Source organism: Candidatus Merdisoma sp. JLR.KK011, assembly GCF_036941125.1.
GTDB lineage: Bacteria > Bacillota > Clostridia > Lachnospirales > Lachnospiraceae > Laedolimicola.
In genome coordinates, this window is sequence record NZ_JAYWSZ010000006.1 from 188,080 (window position 1) to 206,976 (window position 18,897).

16 protein-coding genes, 2 tRNA genes and 1 pseudogene are annotated in these 18,897 nt (G+C 50.8%); 17 read left to right on the top strand and 2 right to left on the bottom strand.

Going from position 1 to position 18,897, the window contains the following annotated elements; all coding sequences use genetic code 11:
* Positions 1 to 103: 103 nt before the first annotated feature.
* The 7 genes from VV089_RS24315 to VV089_RS24345 all read left to right on the top strand — a co-directional run bounded on the left by VV089_RS24315 (position 104) and on the right by VV089_RS24345 (position 7,113).
* Positions 104 to 1,012: a glycosyltransferase family 2 protein gene (locus VV089_RS24315; protein ID WP_334337747.1), complete on the top strand. Its 909-nt coding sequence runs from the start codon at positions 104 to 106 to the stop codon at positions 1,010 to 1,012.
* A 207-nt stretch (positions 1,013 to 1,219) separates the two neighbouring features.
* A complete protein-coding gene (glmS, locus tag VV089_RS24320) occupies positions 1,220 to 3,046 on the top strand; it encodes a glutamine--fructose-6-phosphate transaminase (isomerizing) (RefSeq protein WP_172540767.1) in 1,827 nt (608 codons plus the stop codon).
* A 177-nt stretch (positions 3,047 to 3,223) separates the two neighbouring features.
* Entirely contained in the window at positions 3,224 to 4,153 is a 930-nt protein-coding gene (gene pyrF, locus VV089_RS24325) for an orotidine-5'-phosphate decarboxylase (protein WP_334337748.1), read from the top strand.
* Positions 4,150 to 4,920 (top strand): dihydroorotate dehydrogenase electron transfer subunit, encoded by a 771-nt coding sequence (locus VV089_RS24330; RefSeq protein ID WP_334337749.1) that lies wholly within the window; start codon positions 4,150 to 4,152, stop codon positions 4,918 to 4,920. The genes pyrF and VV089_RS24330 overlap by 4 nt, the downstream gene beginning before the upstream one ends.
* Positions 4,921 to 4,947: 27 nt before the next feature.
* Entirely contained in the window at positions 4,948 to 5,859 is a 912-nt protein-coding gene (locus tag VV089_RS24335; RefSeq protein ID WP_172540770.1) for a dihydroorotate dehydrogenase, read from the top strand.
* 163 nt (positions 5,860 to 6,022) lie between these two features.
* On the top strand, positions 6,023 to 6,910 hold the full coding sequence (locus tag VV089_RS24340; RefSeq protein ID WP_172540771.1) for an N-acetylmuramoyl-L-alanine amidase: 888 nt from the start codon (positions 6,023 to 6,025) through the stop codon (positions 6,908 to 6,910).
* 29 nt (positions 6,911 to 6,939) lie between these two features.
* Entirely contained in the window at positions 6,940 to 7,113 is a 174-nt protein-coding gene (locus VV089_RS24345; protein WP_334337750.1) for a hypothetical protein, read from the top strand.
* 225 nt (positions 7,114 to 7,338) lie between these two features.
* Here VV089_RS24345 and VV089_RS24350 read toward each other — a convergent pair whose 3' ends face one another.
* Positions 7,339 to 7,680, bottom strand: coding sequence for an STAS-like domain-containing protein (locus VV089_RS24350; protein ID WP_334337751.1), 342 nt, complete (start codon positions 7,678 to 7,680; stop codon positions 7,339 to 7,341).
* A gap of 501 nt (positions 7,681 to 8,181) precedes the next feature.
* Here VV089_RS24350 and VV089_RS24355 point away from each other — a divergent pair.
* The 9 genes and pseudogenes from VV089_RS24355 to VV089_RS24395 form a co-directional block, all read left to right on the top strand.
* Complete coding sequence (locus tag VV089_RS24355) at positions 8,182 to 9,189, top strand: leucine-rich repeat protein (RefSeq protein WP_334337752.1); 1,008 nt, start codon at positions 8,182 to 8,184, stop codon at positions 9,187 to 9,189.
* Positions 9,190 to 9,229: 40 nt separating this feature from the next.
* Positions 9,230 to 10,540, top strand: coding sequence for a vWA domain-containing protein (locus VV089_RS24360; RefSeq protein ID WP_334337753.1), 1,311 nt, complete (start codon positions 9,230 to 9,232; stop codon positions 10,538 to 10,540).
* 48 nt (positions 10,541 to 10,588) lie between these two features.
* Positions 10,589 to 12,109 (top strand): ATP-binding protein, encoded by a 1,521-nt coding sequence (locus VV089_RS24365; RefSeq protein WP_172540777.1) that lies wholly within the window; start codon positions 10,589 to 10,591, stop codon positions 12,107 to 12,109.
* Between the two features lie 22 nt (positions 12,110 to 12,131).
* On the top strand, positions 12,132 to 12,938 hold the full coding sequence (locus VV089_RS24370) for an MBL fold metallo-hydrolase (RefSeq protein ID WP_172540778.1): 807 nt from the start codon (positions 12,132 to 12,134) through the stop codon (positions 12,936 to 12,938).
* Positions 12,939 to 13,087: 149 nt separating this feature from the next.
* Positions 13,088 to 14,266 carry an iron-containing alcohol dehydrogenase gene (locus tag VV089_RS24375; RefSeq protein ID WP_172540779.1) on the top strand — a complete coding sequence of 393 codons (1,179 nt, stop codon included), beginning with the start codon at positions 13,088 to 13,090 and terminating at the stop codon, positions 14,264 to 14,266.
* 50 nt (positions 14,267 to 14,316) lie between these two features.
* On the top strand, positions 14,317 to 15,696 hold the full coding sequence (locus VV089_RS24380) for an MATE family efflux transporter (RefSeq protein WP_172540780.1): 1,380 nt from the start codon (positions 14,317 to 14,319) through the stop codon (positions 15,694 to 15,696).
* A gap of 1 nt (position 15,697) precedes the next feature.
* On the top strand, positions 15,698 to 16,747 hold the full coding sequence (locus VV089_RS24385; protein WP_334337754.1) for an L-threonylcarbamoyladenylate synthase: 1,050 nt from the start codon (positions 15,698 to 15,700) through the stop codon (positions 16,745 to 16,747).
* A 384-nt stretch (positions 16,748 to 17,131) separates the two neighbouring features.
* Positions 17,132 to 17,716 carry a PD-(D/E)XK nuclease family transposase gene (locus VV089_RS24390; protein ID WP_334337755.1) on the top strand — a complete coding sequence of 195 codons (585 nt, stop codon included), beginning with the start codon at positions 17,132 to 17,134 and terminating at the stop codon, positions 17,714 to 17,716.
* A 237-nt stretch (positions 17,717 to 17,953) separates the two neighbouring features.
* A pseudogene (locus VV089_RS24395) lies at positions 17,954 to 18,127 on the top strand (GNAT family N-acetyltransferase); the annotation flags it as partial.
* Between the two features lie 157 nt (positions 18,128 to 18,284).
* On the opposite strand, the gene VV089_RS24400 reads toward VV089_RS24395, so the two are convergent.
* A tRNA-Leu gene (locus tag VV089_RS24400) sits at positions 18,285 to 18,368 on the bottom strand.
* Between the two features lie 155 nt (positions 18,369 to 18,523).
* On the opposite strand from VV089_RS24400, the gene VV089_RS24405 reads away from it, so the two are divergent.
* Positions 18,524 to 18,606, top strand: a tRNA-Leu gene (locus tag VV089_RS24405).
* Positions 18,607 to 18,897 lie beyond the last annotated feature (291 nt).

Consider the following 18,897-nt stretch of genomic DNA (forward strand, 5'->3'; position numbering starts at 1 on the left):
ATGGTTACTGGCCAAAGAGCGGACAGTAACACGAAATGAGGCCGTCGGGAAATAAGACATCAGCCATTTCCCGGCAGCCTCATTTTTGGAGAGATAACGCAGTATGAAGATTGACGTCATTATTCCGGTTCATAAGCCGGGAAAGGAATTTGCGGAGCTTTTAAGGAGGCTGGAATCCCAGACACAGGCCGTTCATAAAATAGTGATTATGAATACCTGGGCAGGAGATTTTCCGGAGGAAGAGGTAAGGGCTTATAAGAACACAGAGGTTCATCATCTGCGGCAGGAGGAGTTTGACCACGGAGGCACCCGGAATGCAGGGGCGGCCTGTTCGGATGCAGACTATCTGCTGTTTATGACCCAGGACGCCCTGCCGGCAGATGCATACCTTGTGGAACGGCTGGCAAAGACCTTTGAGAATCCTCTGGTGAAGGCCGCCTACGCAAGGCAGCTTCCCAGGAAGGACTGCCGGGAGCTGGAGCGGTACAGCCGCAGCTTTAACTATCCGGATAAAAGCCGGATTCAGACCAGGGAGGATTTGGACACTCTGGGGATCAAGGCTTTTTTCTGCTCGGACGTGTGTGCCATGTATGAAAGAGAGACCTTCCTGGAGCTTGGGGGATTTGCGGATCGCACCATCTTCAATGAAGATATGATTTATGCAGGAGGGCTTCTTAAAAAGGGCTATGGGATTGCCTATGCGGCAGAGGCCCGGGTGATTCATTCCCACAATTACAGTGGGATAAAGCAGTTTCAGCGTAATTTTGACCTGGCAGTATCCCAGGCAGACCATCCCGAGGTCTTTTCCGGTATAGCGTCCGAACAGGAGGGAATCCGTCTGGTGAAACAGACTGCGCTCCATTGTATCAAAATAAGGAAGCCATGGCTGATATTTAGTCTTGTGTTTTTCAGCGGATGCAAGTATATTGGTTATAAGCTGGGAAGAAATTATAAAAAACTGCCCATGTGGGCGGTCCGGCACTGCACTATGAGTAAGTGGTACTGGAGATAGATTTACAGACACATGTTTTTGTGGCTGGAAATTGATTTACTACCCGTGTACTTTGAGGGATATTACGGAACTGGAATAAAAAACAGTAATATCCCTCAAAGTGCACAAATCGATTTACAGACACGTGTTTTTGTGGCTGGAAATTGATTTACTACCCGTGTACTTTGAGGGATATTACGGAACTGGAATAAGAATAGGAGAATGTCTATGTGTGGAATTGTTGGTTATATCGGAAGCGAACAGGCGGCGCCCATTCTGCTGGACGGTTTGTCCAGGCTGGAATACCGGGGTTATGACTCGGCCGGCGTTGCCATTTACAACGGAGAAGAAATCAAGGTGGTGAAAGCAAAAGGCCGTCTGAAGGTGTTAAGCGAGATGACCCATGACGGCGCAGCCCTGCCAGGAACCATCGGCATCGGCCATACCAGGTGGGCAACCCACGGGGCTCCCTCAGATACCAATGCCCATCCCCATTACAACCAGGATGAATCCATTGTGGTGGTACATAACGGTATCATCGAGAATTATTTAAAGCTGAAGAAAAAGCTGGAGGAACGCGGCTATACCTTCCGCTCCGACACCGATACCGAGGTGGTGGCCCATCTTCTGGACTATTATTACAAAGGGGATCCCCTGGAGGCCATTGGAAAGCTGATGCACCGGGTGGAAGGCTCCTATGCCTTCGGGATTCTCTTTGCAGATCATCCGGGGGAGATCTATGCGGCCCGCAAGGACAGTCCCCTGATTGTAGGAAGCTCCGAAAGCGGAAATCTGATTGCCTCCGACGTGCCGGCGGTTCTGCGCTATACCAGAAGCGTCTACTACATTCAGAACCAGGAAATAGCCCGGCTGACCAAGGATTCCATGACCTTCTACAACATTGACGAGGAAGAGATTGCCAAGGAGCCGGTGACCATTGAGTGGGACATCAATGCGGCGGAAAAGGGCGGCTATGAGCACTTTATGCTGAAAGAGATCTACGAGCAGCCGGGAGCTGTGAGAGATACCTTCAGTCCAAGGCTTAAGAACGGGGACATTGTCATTGAAGAGCTGGGCATGACAGACGAAGAGATGCTGGCCGTAAAGAAGCTCTGCATCGTGGCCTGCGGTTCGGCTTACCACACCGGCATGACCTGCAAATATGTATTTGAAGGGCTTGCCAGGATTCCGGTAGAAGTGGATCTGGCCAGCGAGTTCCGCTACCGCAATCCGATTCTGGAAGAGGGAACTCTTGTGGTGATTATCAGCCAGTCGGGAGAGACGGCAGATTCCCTGGCGGCTCTTCGGGAGGCAAAGTCTCAGGGAAGGAAGGTTCTCGCCATTGTCAACGTAGTGGGCAGCTCCATCGCCCGGGAGGCAGATAATGTGATGTACACCTGGGCAGGGCCGGAGATTGCCGTTGCCACTACCAAGGCTTACAGCACTCAGCTTATCGCACAGTATCTTCTGGCTATGAAGCTGGCGCGGGTGAGAGGAACCATAACAGAGCAGGCATTCAAAGAGATGCTCTCAGATCTGGAGCGCCTTCCGGCACAGATTGAGCTGCTTCTTGGAAATAAGGAACGGATTCAGCGGTTTGCCAACCGGTATCTGGCGGCGAAGGAGGTATTTTTCATTGGCAGGGGAATCGATTATGCCATTTCCATGGAAGGCTCCTTAAAGCTGAAGGAAACTTCCTATATCCACTCGGAGGCCTGTGCTGCCGGAGAGCTGAAGCACGGAACCATATCGCTGATAGAGGAGGGAACACTGGTGGCGGCTGTTTCCACCCAGGATCACCTCTTTGCCAAGATGATCAGCAATATTGCAGAGGTCCGCACCCGGGGCGCCTTTGTGATGGCGGTTACCAATGTGGGGAATGTGGAGATTGAGAAGAATGCGGATTATGTTATCTACATTCCCAGAACCAATCCATGGTTTACCAATTCCCTGGCGATCATCCCGCTGCAGCTCTTTGCCTACTATATTTCCCTTGGCCGCGGCTGCGACGTGGATAAGCCCAGGAATCTTGCAAAATCAGTGACAGTAGAATAAAACTGTAAAGTCGAAGGGATTTTACCCTTTCGTGCTGTTCCACAGCGGCTTTGAAACAGTAATATCCCTCAAAGTGCACAAATCAATTTGCAGACACATGTTTTTGCGGCTGAAAATTGATTTTATACCCGTGTACTTTGAGGGATATTACGGAACTGGAATAGGAGGAGCTAATTTATGATAAATAAATTGATTGCAAAAATCGAAAAAACAAAGGCGCCCATCGTTATCGGCTTAGACCCTATGCTGAACTATATCCCGGAGCACATTCAGAAAAAGGCATTTGCAAAATACGGGGAAACCCTGGAGGGGGCGGCAGAAGCTATCTGGCAGTTTAACAAGGAAATTGTAGACAAGACCTGGGATCTGGTTCCGGCAGTAAAACCTCAGATTGCCATGTATGAGCAGTTCGGCATTGAAGGCCTAAAGGCATACCAGAAAACCGTGGATTACTGCCATGCAAAGGATCTGGTGGTGATCGGAGACATCAAGCGCGGGGATATCGGCTCCACCTCTGCCGCCTATGCAGTGGGACATCTGGGGAAAATCCAGGTGGGAAGCAAGTGCTGCACGGCCTTTAACGAGGATTTCGCCACCGTGAATCCATATCTGGGAAGCGACGGCGTAAAGCCTTTTATCGAAGTGTGCCAGGAGGAAAATAAAGGAATTTTTATCCTGGTGAAAACCTCCAACCCCTCCAGTGGAGAGTTCCAGGATCGTCTGATTGACGGTCGTCCCCTCTACGAGCATGTGGGAGAAATGGTTGCTCAGTGGGGTCAGGAGCATATGGGAGATTCCTACAGCTATATCGGAGCGGTAGTAGGAGCCACATATCCGGAAATGGGGAAGATTCTGCGGAAACTGATGCCGAAGACCTTTATTCTGGTGCCCGGCTACGGAGCCCAGGGGGGAACCGGAAAGGATCTCGTTCATTTCTTCAACAACGACGGACTGGGAGCAATCGTAAATTCCTCCAGAGGAATTATTGCAGCCTATAAGCAGGAAAAATACGCTTCCTTCGGATCGGAGCATTTTGCAGAGGCTTCCAGGGCGGCGGTAGAGGATATGGCGGCGGACATCCGCCAAGCCCTGGAGGAATCTCTATGAAATACAAAGAGACGGCAGTAATTGTAGAACAGCAGGAAATTGCTACAGATATCTTCAGCATGTGGCTTCAGACGGAAGCCATTGCAAAGGAAGCCGTGCCGGGACAGTTTATTTCCGTGTACAGCAGCGACAAAAGCAGAATGCTTCCGCGGCCAATCAGCATCTGCCAGATCGACAGGGAAAAGGGCAGAATCCGCCTGGTATACCGGATTGCAGGAAAGGGCACGGAGGAGTTTTCCGGCTGCCGTGCGGGGGATGCCCTGGAGATTCTTGGGCCCCTTGGCAACGGCTTTCCCCTTAAGAAGAACTATGAGAAGGTCCTCCTACTGGGGGGCGGAATCGGAATTCCCCCTATGGCAGAGCTTGCAGCAGGGCTGCCCGGGGAAAAGCTGATAGTGGCCGGTTACCGGGATGGGGAGATCTTTTTGAAAGAAGAACTGGAAGAAAATGGGAAATTATATATTGCCACTGAGGACGGAAGCGTCGGAACAAAGGGCAATGTGTTGGATGCCATACGGGAAAATCAGCTGAGCGCACAGGCCATATTTGCCTGCGGCCCGGCGCCCATGCTCCGGGCATTGAAAGCTTATGCGGCAGAGCGGGGCATGGATTGTTACCTCTCCCTGGAGGAGCGCATGGCCTGCGGCGTGGGGGCTTGTCTGGCCTGTGTCTGCCGTTCCATGGATGTGGATGCTCATACGCATGTGAAAAATAAGCGGATCTGCAAGGACGGCCCTGTCTTTTCGGCGGATGAGATCGAACTATAACGGAAATACAAAAGGGGGGAAAAACATATGGAATGCAGGACAAGTGTGAATCTGGCAGGAGTAGAGCTGAAAAATCCCGTTATGACAGCTTCCGGAACCTTTGGTTCCGGTGCGGAATACAGTGAATTCTATGATTTGGGAGCCCTGGGGGCAGTGGTTACAAAGGGAGTGGCCAACGTGCCCTGGCCGGGCAATCCCACCCCCAGAATTGCCGAGACAGCCAGCGGCATGCTCAATGCCATCGGCCTCCAAAATCCGGGGATTGATGTATTTATCAAAAGAGACATTCCCTTTCTGCGTCAGTTTGATACAAAGATCATTGTGAATGTCTGTGGAAAAACCATTGCCGATTACTGCGAGGTGGTGGAAAAGCTCTCCGATCAGAGCGTGGACATGCTTGAGATCAATGTATCCTGCCCCAATGTGAAGGAGGGCGGCATTGCCTTCGGGCAGAAGCCGGAAGCGCTGGAGGAGGTTACAAGGGAAGTAAAGAAATACGCCAGACAGCCGGTGATTATGAAGCTCAGCCCCAATGTGACGGACATCACAGAGATGGCGAAGGCTGCGGAGGCCGGCGGAGCAGATGTGCTCTCCCTTATCAATACTCTTACAGGGATGAAGATTGACATTCACAGAAGAACTTTTGCCATTGCCAATCAGACGGGAGGGCTGTCCGGCCCGGCCGTGAAGCCGGTGGCTGTGCGCATGGTGTATCAGACGGCCCAGGCTGTGTCTCTGCCGATCATCGGTATGGGTGGAATCTGCAGCAAAGAGGATGCTCTTGAGTTTATCCTGGCCGGAGCGTCGGCCGTGTCCGTGGGTACGGCGAACTTTACCAATCCCTATGCGGCAAAAGAGACGGCGGAGGGCATCCGGGCTTATATGGAGAGGTATCAGGTAGAGGACATCAAAGATTTAATAGGGGCCGTACACCAATAATAAGAGCTTGGAGGGGCAGAAGCGGAAGAGAACCTCTGGCTTTTCCATATCCTGTGTTCGGACGGTTCTCGTACAGACGGTCTGCTCTCATAAAATCATAATCACCAGCCGGCCTCCTTCTGCATATTCTAGATCGTAAAGAATAAATGCAAAAGGAGAGCTTATGGCAACAAAGATTGTAGTAGATGCGGGACACGGAGGAAGCAATCCGGGAGCCGTGTACCAGGGCCGCCGGGAAAGCGACGATGCCCTGCGGCTTGCGATGGCAGTGGGAAAGATTCTGGAGTCAAACGGGTATGATGTGACCTACACAAGAACCAGCGACGTTACCCAGTCTGTGGGACAGAAGGCGGCGATTGCCAATGAGGAGGGAGCGGATCTCTTTGTATCCATTCACCGGAATGCGGGAGAGTATCCGGGACAGTATTCCGGAGTTCAGACTCTTATCTATGACGATTCCGGGATCAAAAAGCAGATGGCTGAGAATATTGACGCCAATCTGGAAGCGCTGGGCTTCCGTAATGCAGGCGTGAGCATCCGGCCCAATCTGGTTGTACTTAACAGCACGCAGATGCCGGCTCTTTTGGTGGAGGCCGGATTTATCGACAGTGACACGGATAACCGTCTCTTTGACAGCCGGTTCCAGGCTATGGCCCAGGCCATTGCGGACGGAATTATGGAGACTTTGGAGGGCGCGCAGGTAACCTCCAGCAATGTATCCGAGGAAGAGCCGGGAGAGGAAGGGCGCCGCTGTCCTCCTATGGACAGACCGCCCCACCGTCCGCCTATGCGTCCGCCCATGCCTCCCATGCCGCCTGCGCAGCCCGAAGAGCCCGAGGAGCTTTACCGGGTTCAGGCAGGCGCCTTCCGGGAGCGTCAGAATGCGGATAATCTTCTGCAGCTTCTGGAAAATGACGGATTCCCGGCCTTTATCGTCTACCAGGACGGCCTTTACAAGGTTCAGGTGGGCGCGTTCAGCCGTTTGAGCAATGCCATTGCCATGGAGCGTGAGGTACGGGAGAAAGGGTATAATACGTATATTACTACTTAAAGAGCTTTGACAGCTGACAGCAGCGGAAAATGAGAGAAGAGCTGCCGGAAAATGCGGCATCAGCAAAGCCTGGTGCTGCATTTCCCGGCAGCCTTTTCAATATCAGTGCCCCATTCCCGGCGGTTCCTTGTCCGCTTTGGGGAAGCTATGAGAACATCAGCAAAGCCTTATTGTTTGTGACAATACTGGGGCCGGAGGTATAGTTAGAAAAATCATCGTCCGCAAGGGTAAATTTGTTCAATATATTGGATTCAGAACCAGAGTGCATTTTGATGAAAGCAGTTTTTTATAATAATCCTCATAGGGCTTATTTCTGTCATCAAAACCGATGGGATAGAAAAGCTTAATTAAAATATTGGTATCTAGTAAGAAAATGTCCCTTTTCTGGGGTTTATAATCAGATAGATGTCTAATTCTTCTTTCCATAATCAGTGATACCCATTCGTTACGGCTTCGTTAAAGGACTGTGAATCTTTGTAATAGCTTTTGGCATTGGAAATAACGATTTCAAAGATGTTGAATTGTTCGTCGGAAATTCCCAATATATTCAGATTATCGTTTAAAGTATCACTGGAATATTTGTTATACAGCTTCCCCACGGCTACATTTAAAAATGGTGACAGGATGCTTTCAATATCTGAAAAGTCAAGGGATACCTTATCGCCGGCATCTATAACTTCGCATATTTTTTTGTAGATAACCTGTCCCTGTTCTCTTGTAAGCGCAGTAGTTGTTCCAAGAATCTCTGATACGTGTAATATTTGTTCCATATTGCCTCCTAAAATACTAGTTTTTTCTGTGTTTCCCAAAAAGACATTTCCAGAGATAAAGGTTACATGAACAAAATCTACGTTTACCAATGCATCATTTAGAATCGAAAAGTCGTAACAGAGCTTGCCAAGGCATTGATAGGATGCCTTCGTATTTTTTAGCTGAGTCGCTGATGCATACCTTGACGGACGAAGTCCGCCCATCCCGAAGGGATATATGTTAATGGGGTGCCCGTAGGGTATATGTTTCTGTAAGAATAAACAGGCTCCCAATTGGACACGTCGGTGAGAGGTGTGGGAGCAGTTTTCGCTTGTATTATATGCAAAATGCCCTGGAAAAGTCAACAGAAATGGGAAAAGTTTAACAAAAAATTCATATAGGGTTACTGGGCGCGGAATGAACAGTAATGTAACCATATAGGACGCAGCAGTTTGGCACAGATTACAGTTGAAAAAAATATTCATATCATATACCATAAGAAAGCAGGAGAAACTAGAACCATGAAGTTTGCATATGAGATTCAGGACAAAACGGTAATAATCCGGCGCTGCTTTGGCTATGGGGACGAAATCGAGATTCCAGGAAGCCTGGCGGGGTATCCGGTGACGGAGCTTGCGCCTTATATATTTTCGGAGCATTTCCGGGAAGAGGAGCTCAAGGAGGGAATTGAAGCCGGGCGGGTCTTTTTCTTTGGGGAAGACGGCGGCCGGGCTTTGTGCGGCTCCCGTCTGCGAAAGGTATCTCTGCCGCCGGCGCTTCAAAAAATAGGAGCCTATGCCTTCTACAATTGCAGCAATCTGGAGGAGCTTTCTTTTTATGGAGGTCTTGAGGATCTGGGAGCCGGACTGTTTACAGGCTGCCATCGTGTGAAACAGCTTAGGCTGGCCCTAGGCCATACAGGCACGTCCTGTCTCCAGGAGATGCTGATGGAGCTGAACGAAGAGCTGCGCCTGACGCTCTGTGGGGAGAACCAGGAAGCAAGGCTGGTATTTCCGGAGTTTTACGAGGAAGGTGTGGAGAATACCCCGGCCCGGATTTTGATGACGCAGATGCATGGCAGCGGTATGCATTACCGGAACTGCTTTTATCAGAAAAAATTCGATTTCCATGCCTATGACGGCTGCTTTTTCCGGGCAAGGGCCCAGGAGAGGGAAGTACTCGTGCTGGAGCTGGCCGTAAGCCGCCTGCGCTTTCCCATGGGCCTGGGAACAGAGGAAAAGGCAGTTTACGAAGGCTGGCTTAGAGAGCATCTGCCGGAAGCCGGGCGGCAGGCGGCAGAGCACAGAGACATGGAGCTTTTGCGCTGGCTTGTCGGTGGCTTCCTTTTTGGAAAAGAGGCTTCCGGGGAGAAAAAATATGCCGGAGAAAAACAGTCCCAGGAGAAGAAGGAGCTTCTGCGCCATATGCTGGGACAGGCAGCAGAGCGGGGCTTTGCGGAAGGCAGCGCTTTTCTTCTGGATGTTTTACATCAGCGGTTTCCGGTCGGGGAAGAACGCTTTGAGTTTTGAACATGGAGGCATGTTCCTTTTAGATATTAGGAGACAAAAAATGGTGATTTACCAGGAACAGGAATTACATCAAAGGCAGGAGCTGCTCGGCGTCCGGATCCTAAGCCAGGCCAGGAATGAGCTCTACCTGCATCTGCGCTTTCTCGATCTGGCTCTTGGAAGCCTCCCGGTAAAGCCGGGAAAAGGCGTCCATCCGGCCGGAACGGACGGCGGCGCGCTCTTTTTCGAGCCGGAGGAGCTGCTGCGGCTTTACCAGACGGGACGCGCCCCTGTGACGCGCCTGTATCTTCACAGTCTCTTTCACTGTCTGTTCTGTCATCCCTTTTACCGGAAGGAGCGAGAGGCAGAGGTCTGGAATCTGGCCTGTGACATTGCCGCAGAGTCGGTTTTGGACAGCCTGCTCTTAAAATGCGTGCATGTTCCCGGCTCTTTACGCCAGGCCGTGTATGCAAGACTGAGGGAAAAGCTTTCCGTGCTCACAGCCGGAGCCGTTTACCGGGAGCTGCTCCGGCTTGAGCTTGGCGGGCCGGAGCTGGCAAGGTGGGAGAAGGCGTTCCATGTGGACGACCATATGCTCTGGGATCGGGAGCAGCCCCCGGCCAGGACAGAGCGGAACCGGAAGCAGTGGGAGAACCTGCGGGAGCGGATGGAAATGGACATGGAGATTTTTTCCAGTGAAGCGGCGGAGGGGAGCCGGGGACTTTCGGAGCAGCTTCGGATAGAAAACCGCCGCCGTTACGATTACCGGGAATTTTTGCGCCGGTTCTCCGTCATAAGGGAAGAAATGCAGGTAGATCTGGATTCCTTTGACTATATTTTTTACAACTATGGCATGAACCTCTACGGAAATATGCCCCTGATTGAACCCCAGGAGACAAAGGAGGTTCAAAAGATTGAGGAATTCGTGATTGTGATTGACACCTCCATGTCCTGCAAGGACACACTGGTGCGCCGGTTCCTGGAGGAGACCTACAGCATCCTGAAGGAGTCGGAGAGCTTTTTTCGCAGCATCCGCATACGGATTCTCCAGTGCGACGACTGTGTTCAGGCAGACACGGAGATTGCAGGCCGGGAGGAGCTTGAGGCTTATATGGAGCACCTGGCCATAAAGGGCCAGGGAGGGACGGATTTCCGCCCGGCCTTTGCCTATGTGGAGGAGCTGCTGGCAGAAAAGAAGTTTTACCACCTGAGGGGGTTGATTTATTTTACCGACGGGTACGGAACCTTTCCGGTGAAAATGCCTCCCTATGAGACGGCATTTGTATTTCTGCAGGACAATTACCGGGATGTGGATGTGCCGCCCTGGGCGGTTAAGCTGATTCTGGGAGAGGAAGAGCTGCTTTACAGATGAATCTGTTTTTCGATTTTAAAAAGAACCCAGGAAGGAGAAATCAATGAGATGAACATAAAACGGGCAAAACAGGAAATCAAGGACACGGTCAGCGCTTACCTTTTAAAGGACGCCTGGGGCGCATACGAGATCCCCTCTATCCGTCAGAGGCCTCTTCTGCTTCTGGGCGCGCCGGGAATCGGAAAGACACAGATTATGGAGCAGATTGCCAGGGAATGCGGCATTGCCCTGGTTTCCTATACCATCACACACCACACGCGTCAGAGCGCCATCGGCCTGCCCTTTATTGTGGAGAAGGATTTCGGAGGGGAGAAAAAAGCAGTTACGGAGTATACCATGAGCGAGATTGTTGCCTCTGTCTACGAGAAGATGGAGAAAACAGGCTTAAAGGAAGGCATTCTCTTTATCGACGAGATCAACTGCGTGTCCGAGACTCTGGCTCCGGCCATGCTTCAGTTTCTCCAGTGCAAGACCTTTGGCTCCCACAAGGTGCCTGAGGGCTGGATCATTGCGGCGGCAGGCAATCCGCCGGAGTACAACAAGTCGGTTCGGGAGTTCGACGTGGTCACCATGGACCGGGTGCGGAAGATCGAGGTGGAGCCGGACTTCCAGGTCTGGAAGGAGTATGCAGTTTCCGCCGGGATTCATGCGGCCATCCTCTCTTATCTGAATGTCCGCCCGGCTCATTTCTACCAGATGGAAAATACGGTGGATGGCCGGCAGTTTGTCACGCCCAGGGGCTGGGAGGATCTGTCCCGGATGCTGGAGGTCTGCCGGCGGATTGGGAAAACGGCAGACAGGGAGGTGATAGCCCAGTATCTGCAGCATGGGCGGATTGCCGGGGATTTTGCCAATTATCTGGAGCTTTATTACAGGTATCAGAAGGATTATGGGATCGAGGAGATCTTAAAGGGAACTATCAAGGAGGCAATGCTCAAGAAGCTGGCCCACGCTTCCTTTGACGAGCGTCTCAGCGTAGTAAGCCTGCTTTTGTCCGGCTGTAAGACTGGATTTTATGAGGGACAGCGTCAAAAGCGGTTTGTGGAGCTGCTGTTTGGAAAGATGAAGGAGGCCAGAAAGCTTCTGACGGCAGGGGAGAAGAAGGGGCCTGCGTCCTGGGAGGTCTTAGAGCAGCTTCGCCGGGAAAATGAGTCCTTCCGGAAAAGCCAGAAGGAGGCGGAGCTTCTGACCAGGGAGCGCGAACAGGAGCTTCTGCGGCTTTGTGCAGTCCTGGATGCTTACGGGCTGGAGCTTAAAAAGGCGTCCCCTGCCACGGGAGAGGAGGCGCTGGATCTTTTGAGGGAGCTGTTTGCCGGGGAACGGGCGGCTTACGAGGAAGGGAAGCTAAAGAATGCCTCTTACCTGGAAAATGCTTTTGATTTTATGGAGCTGGCCTTTGGGGACAGCCAGGAGACGGCAATCTTTGTCACGGAGCTGAACAGCGATCCGGCGGCAGTGGCGTTTCTGGAGGATTATCCCTGCGAGCGGTATGACAGGTATAACCAGAGGCTTTTGTTTGAACAGGGAGATCGGGAGATTCTGGGAGAGATTGACGAGCTGCTGAAGTAAAAAATACGGGGAGAAAAAGAGTATGGAAAAATTAGTGATTCTAGGCACGGGCAATGCCAATGCTACCAAGTGCTATAATACCTGCCTGGCCCTTCAGAATGAACAGGGATATTTTCTGGCAGACGCCGGAGGCGGAAACGGGATTCTGGTTCAGCTTGAGAAGGCCGGAATCCCTCTGGAGGAGATCCATGAGATTTTTTTAAGCCATGAGCATACGGATCACATTCTTGGAATGGTCTGGGTGATACGGATGATTGCGGCCCGGATGAAGCAGGGGAAATACCGGGGAAACCTCAATCTCTACTGTCACCGGGAGCTGGTGGAAACCCTGCTGACCATTGTGCGGCTGACGGTTCAGGGGAAGTTTGTGAAGCTGATTGGAGAGCGTATTTTCCTGCATCCTCTGGAGGACAAGGATGTGAGGGAGATACTTGGGTATGAGATCCGGTTTTTTGATATTCAGTCTGTGAAGGCGAAGCAGTATGGGTTTACCTTCCGGCTTAAGAGTGGGAAGCGGTTTACCTTTGCGGGGGACGAGCCGTACCGGGAGTGTGAGTACGCCTATGTGAAGGATGCAGACTGGCTGCTCCATGAGGCCTTCTGCCTGTACAGCGAAAGAGAGCGGTTCAAGCCCTATGAGAAATGCCACACCACTGTGAAGGATGCCTGCGAAACGGCGGAGCAGCTGGGAGTGAAGAATCTGATTCTGTATCACACAGAGGATCGGAATATAGCCAGACGAAAGGAGCTTTATCTGGCTGAGGGAAAGCCCTGCTTTTCCGGAAGGCTGTTTGTGCCGGAGGATCTGGAAGTGTTTGACTTAGCGTAATTTGAAGCCGTAAAGGGACTTTCCCGTCTTTTTGCCATCGGAAAGGGAGGGCCGGGCAAAATAGTACTCGACTTGTCCTGGGTTTCGGGGTAAAATAAAAGACAGGAATTCAGTTTATGGAAAAGCAAGGAAAAGGAGCGGAAGAATCGATGAACAATTTTCAATATTATACCCCTACGAAGGTCGTATTCGGAAAAGACACGGAAAAAGAAACAGGCGCCCTTATAAAGGAGCAAAGATGCAGTAAGGTTCTGGTACATTACGGAACGGGGAGCGTGAAAAAGAGCGGACTTCTGGACAGGGTGTATGAAGCCCTGGACAAAGAAGGCGTTACCTATGTGAGCCTTGGAGGCGCAGTGCCCAACCCCCGTCTGTCTCTGGTGTATGAGGGCATTGAGCTGTGCCGGAAGGAAGGCGTGGACTTTATTCTGGCCGTAGGCGGCGGCAGCGCCATAGACTCGGCCAAGGCCATTGCTTTGGGGACGAAGTATGAGGGGGATGTGTGGGATCTGTATCTGAAAAAGGACTCTGCAGCGGATGCGCTGCCTTTGGGAGTGATCCTGACCATTGCCGCTACGGGAAGCGAGATGAGCGATTCCACCGTAATCACCAATGAAGAGGGGTGGCTGAAGCGCGGCCTCCACAGCAGCCTGGTCCGCCCGGGCTTTGCGGTAATGAATCCGGAGCTGACCTACACCCTGCCGGAATATCAGACCATGAGCGGATGTACAGACATTCTGATGCACACTATGGAGCGGTATTTTTCCCATGAGATGGATACGGATCTGGTGGACGGCATGGCGGAGAGCCTTCTGAAATCCGTGATGCGTGCGGCCAGGGTTCTCTTGAAGGAGCCGAAGAACTACGATGCAAGGGCAGAGGTTCTCTGGGCGGGAAGCCTGTCCCACAACGGACTGACCGGCTGCGGCCGTACCGGAGACTGGGCCTGCCATCAGCTGGAGCACGAGCTGGGCGGCATGTTTGACGTGGCCCACGGAGCCGGCCTTGCGGCTGTGTGGGGAAGCTGGGCCAGGTATGTGTACAAGGAGGATGTGGCGCGCTTTGCCAAGTTTGCGGTGAATGTGATGGGAGTGGCCTATGATTATGGGGATCCGGAAAAAACGGTTCTCATGGGAATTGAGGCCATGGAGGAATTTTTCCGCACCATTCATATGCCGGTGAGCATCCATGAGCTTGGAGTGGAACTGACGGACGAGCAGATCGGAGAGCTGGCTTACAAGTGTACGTATATGGGGCAGCGGATGATCGGCGGAATCAAGAAGCTTGGAAAGGACGATATTGCCAGGATCTATGAGATGGCCAGATAATGCATAGGCATCGGATGTATTTTTGAAGATTCTGTCAGGAAGTGAAGAAAATGGAAGATACTAGAACAGATCTGGGAACGGAGAAGGTCAGCCGCCTGCTTGTGCGGCTGGCCATTCCCACGATTACTGCCCAGATTGTAAATATGCTTTACAATATCGTGGATCGCATTTACATCGGACATATACCGGGGGAGGGTGCTCTGGCCCTTACGGGGCTTGGGTTATGCTTCCCGGTGCTGATGCTTGTGACGGCTTTTTCGAGCCTGGTGGGTATGGGAGGCGCCCCCCAGGCTTCCATCAGAATGGGGCGTCAGGACATAAAAGGGGCACAGGAGATCCTGGGGAACTGTTTTACCATGCTGGCGGTTTTGGCGGTGATTCTGACAGTGGTATTCCGCCTCAACGGACGGGCGCTTTTGTTCCTTTTCGGAGCCAGTGAGGATACCATCGGCTATGCCCTGGATTATCTGAATATTTATATTCTGGGAACGGTCTCGGTGATGTTTTCCCTGGGGCTCAATGCCTTTATCACGACCCAGGGGTTTACGAAGATCAGTATGCTGACGGTAGTGATTGGGGCGGCGGTTAATATTGTGCTGGATCCGGTTTTTATCTTCGGCCTGGGAATGGGCGTTCAGGGGGCGGCTCTGGCTACCATTATAGCCCAGACGGTTTCGGCGGTATGGGTTTTGAAATTCCTTCTTGGGAATAAAACGATTCTGAGGATTCAAAAGGAAACGATGAGAGTCCGGGCTGCCGTGATTCTGCCTGTCCTGGCTCTGGGGCTGTCGCCCTTTATTATGACCAGCACGGAGAGCCTTCTGAATATCTGCTTTAATACGTCTCTGCAGAAGTACGGCGGAGATCTGGCAGTGGGGACGATGACCATTCTCTCAAGCTGTATGCAGGTGTGCAGTCTGCCTCTCCAGGGCCTGGCCCAGGGAGCGCAGCCTATTATCAGCTATAATTTCGGAGCAAGGAATCTTTCCAGGGTGAAGGAGGCTTTCCGGCTGCTCTTTATCAGCGCCATCTGTGCTTCCTCGGTGATCTGGATCATTGCCATTTTTGTGCCCGGCTTTTTCCCGTCCCTGTTTTCCGGGGATGAAGAGCTTATTACATATGCTTCCTGGGCAATCCGGATTTATCTGGGAATGGCCTTTGTGATGGGAGCCCAGATGTCATGCCAGCAGACCTTTGTGGCCATCGGGGAGGCGAAGATTTCCCTGTTTCTGGCTCTGTTCCGAAAGATTATCGTGCTGATTCCGCTGATTTATCTTCTGCCGAACTTCTTTGCGGATAAAGTGTTTGCGGTGTTCCTGGCGGAGCCAGTGGCGGATACCACGGCGGCGCTTACGACGACGACGCTGTTCTTTTGGAGATTTCGGAAGCTGTCCCAAGGAACGGACTGGACAGAAAAAGCAGGTGTGTAAAATGGAGACTCAGATTAAAAAACTGGATGCGAAAGCATTGGATATGAATGTGATAGCAGAAGCCGGGAGAGTGCTGAGAGAAGGCGGTCTCGTTGCATTTCCTACGGAGACGGTCTACGGCCTGGGCGGAGACGCCCTGAATCCGGCATCCTCGGAGAAGATCTATGCGGCCAAGGGAAGGCCCTCAGACAATCCGCTGATTGTGCATATTGCAAGGGAAGAGGATGTGTACCGGATAGCAGCAAAGGTGCCTAAGGAAGCAAAGGGGCTGATGGAAGCCTTCTGGCCGGGCCCTCTGACTTTGATTTTTCCGAAAACGGATCTGGTGCCGGGGAAGACCACCGGAGGGCTTGCTACGGTGGCGGTGCGGATGCCAAGCGATAAGGTTGCCCAGGCGCTTATCCAGGCGGCGGGCGGCTTTGTGGCGGCTCCCAGCGCCAATGCCTCCGGGCGGCCCAGCACCACCACGGCGGCCCATGTGGCGGAGGATCTGGACGGAAGGATTGAGATGATTCTGGACGGGGGACAGGCAGTGATTGGCCTGGAATCCACCATTGTAGATGTAAGCGAGGGGAAGCCGGTGATTCTGCGTCCGGGAGCAATTACAAAGGCTATGATGGAGGCAGTGATCGGGCCTTTGGATGTGGATGCGGCGGTGATTGCCGCAGATTCCGGCGTAAAGCCTAAGGCTCCCGGAATGAAATACCGCCATTATGCCCCGAGAGCGCAGCTGACTATTGTGGAGGGGGAGACGGAGGCGGTGATTGCTGCGGTGAACCGCCTGACAGCCGAGGCAGAGGCGGCAGGAAAGCAGGTTGGGATCATAGCCACGGACGAGACGGCGGGCCGGTATAAAAAAGGCCTGGTTAAGAGCCTTGGCGCTCGCAGCTGCGAGGAGGAGATTTCCAGACATTTGTTTGAGGTCTTGAGGAGCTTTGACGAGACAGACGCAGATTATATTTATTCGGAGTCCTTTGAGACGGCGGCCATCGGGCAGGCAGTTATGAACCGGCTTCTGAAGGCGGCGGGGTATCGGGTGATTGAGGTGTAGCGGATAGAACGCAAGAAGTAAAGAATTCAGCGAAAGATATTCTGGATAGTGAAAGCAGAGAGGTGTGATTTTAACGAATGGCATTTCTCTGCTTTTTTGTTATCCGGATTTCTTCCTTTTCTTTTCATACATATGATGTTTATAATAATGCATAGGACAATTTTAACAAAACAGTGTTATATAAATTATATGTTTTAAAAGAAAACAGTTATAATAAATAACAGAAGTTCTTCCCTGGGAGGAACCGTCTATCTAGATCAAGATCGATTCGGTCATATTTTCCAAGAACAAAAATTTAGATGAAAAGGAGGTCGGCAGGAGCTTAATCTGCTGGATGATTTTCTCTTTGATGCAGCTACGGAGGATTTGGAGGCATGTCAGATAATGATTGAGCTTTCAATGGGTATTACCTTGAAGAGTATCCGCTGGAAGGAAGGTCAGAAGGTAGTACATAATCTGCCGGGAAAACGGGGGATTCGGATGGATTTTTGCGTGGAGGACGGAGACGGGAATTTCTTTGACCTGGAGATGCAGAAGCAGAACCAGGGCAATATCCCCAAGCGGACCAGATTTTATCAGGCGCTTACGGACGCTCCCTTTTTGAAAAGCGGAGAGGTTGGTTTTGATAATCTGAAGCCGGCATATCTCGTTGTTATATGTGGCTTTGATTTGTTTGGCTTTGGGAATTATCGCTATACCTTCGGAAATTACTGCGAGGAGATCCCAGGATTATACCTTGGAGACGGCTGTAAAAAGATTTTACTCAATACCGGAGGGAATAATGACAAAGAAGTGGATAAAACGCTGATAGATTTTCTTCACTATATGGAGAACAGCGACGAAGCCGCACTCCCGGCAGGGTGTGATGAACGTCTTAGGCATCTGCATAAAAAGATTGTGAATATCAAATCCAGTGAAGAGATGGAGGTAACTTATATGAAGATGCAGGAACGTGACAGATTGATTTAGGAAGAAGGAGAAAACCGGGGCAGAGAAACCGGAAAGGCAGAGGGTAAAGCGGAAGAACTGGTACGGATTATTTGCAAGCTTATGAAGGAAAACCGGACGCCGGAAGAGATTGCCGATCTTCTTGATGAAAAAGAAGATAAAATCAGTGCCATATGCCAGGCTGCAAAGTTGTGCGAACCCGAATGTGACTGCGGAGAAATCTGTGCAATTCTGGCAAAAAAACAAAATTAAAAATTTATTTTGCTTGAAAAAAGTTGGAAATTTGTTAATCAGATATGGAAAGGCGAATATGACATAGAAAAAACACAAAAAACACTATCCAAAACCATAAATATCACTGCTTACAGTGACAACACACTTGTAGGCTGCCTGCGTATTCTATCAGATGGTTATTACTTTGGAACAATTACGGCGCATTTTATGCGCCGCCGTTTGTCCCCAGCAGCTTGTTTCACAGTCTGCGTGTAAAAAGGTGTAAACATTTTTACAATGCATTTTGTTACACACCCTAACATAAAAAATACGATAAATACGGCATCTCTGCTATATTTATCGTATCCCTAACCAATGCGGAAGATGGGACTTGAACCCACACGGCACGAATGCCACAAGATCCTTAGTCTTGCTCGTCTGCCAGTTCCGACACTTCCGCAGCTCTTGCTGCCTTCAAGCTGTTATCTCAAAGCGCTTAATCATACTACCATTTTCAGAAGAAAAAGTCAAGTGCTATCTTAATAAAAAATGTCAAAAAATTTAGAAAAAAAGTGTTGACATTTGAATGGAAATTCGGTAGAATACTATTTGTTCGCAGGAGTGGCGGAATGGCAGACGCGCAGGCTTCAGGTGCCTGTAGTCGCAAGGCTGTGTGGGTTCAAGTCCCATCTCCTGCATAGATTAAAGATGTGATAAATATAGCAGAGATGCCATGTTTATCACATTTTTTAATGTTTGGGTATAAGAAAAGTGAGTGTAAAAATGCTTACAGTTTTTACGCAGACAGTGGGTTAGGCCGTTCTATCCATTTGCCGTCTTGCTTATTTTTACAGATAATTTCAAATAAAAGGGAAAAACAGGAAAAATAAAAAACGATAGTGCCAGACAATGCCGATATGTGATAAAATAAATCATATATCGGCATTTCCTGTTTTAGGGAAAGCAATGCCAGAGGAAAGGGGAAAACA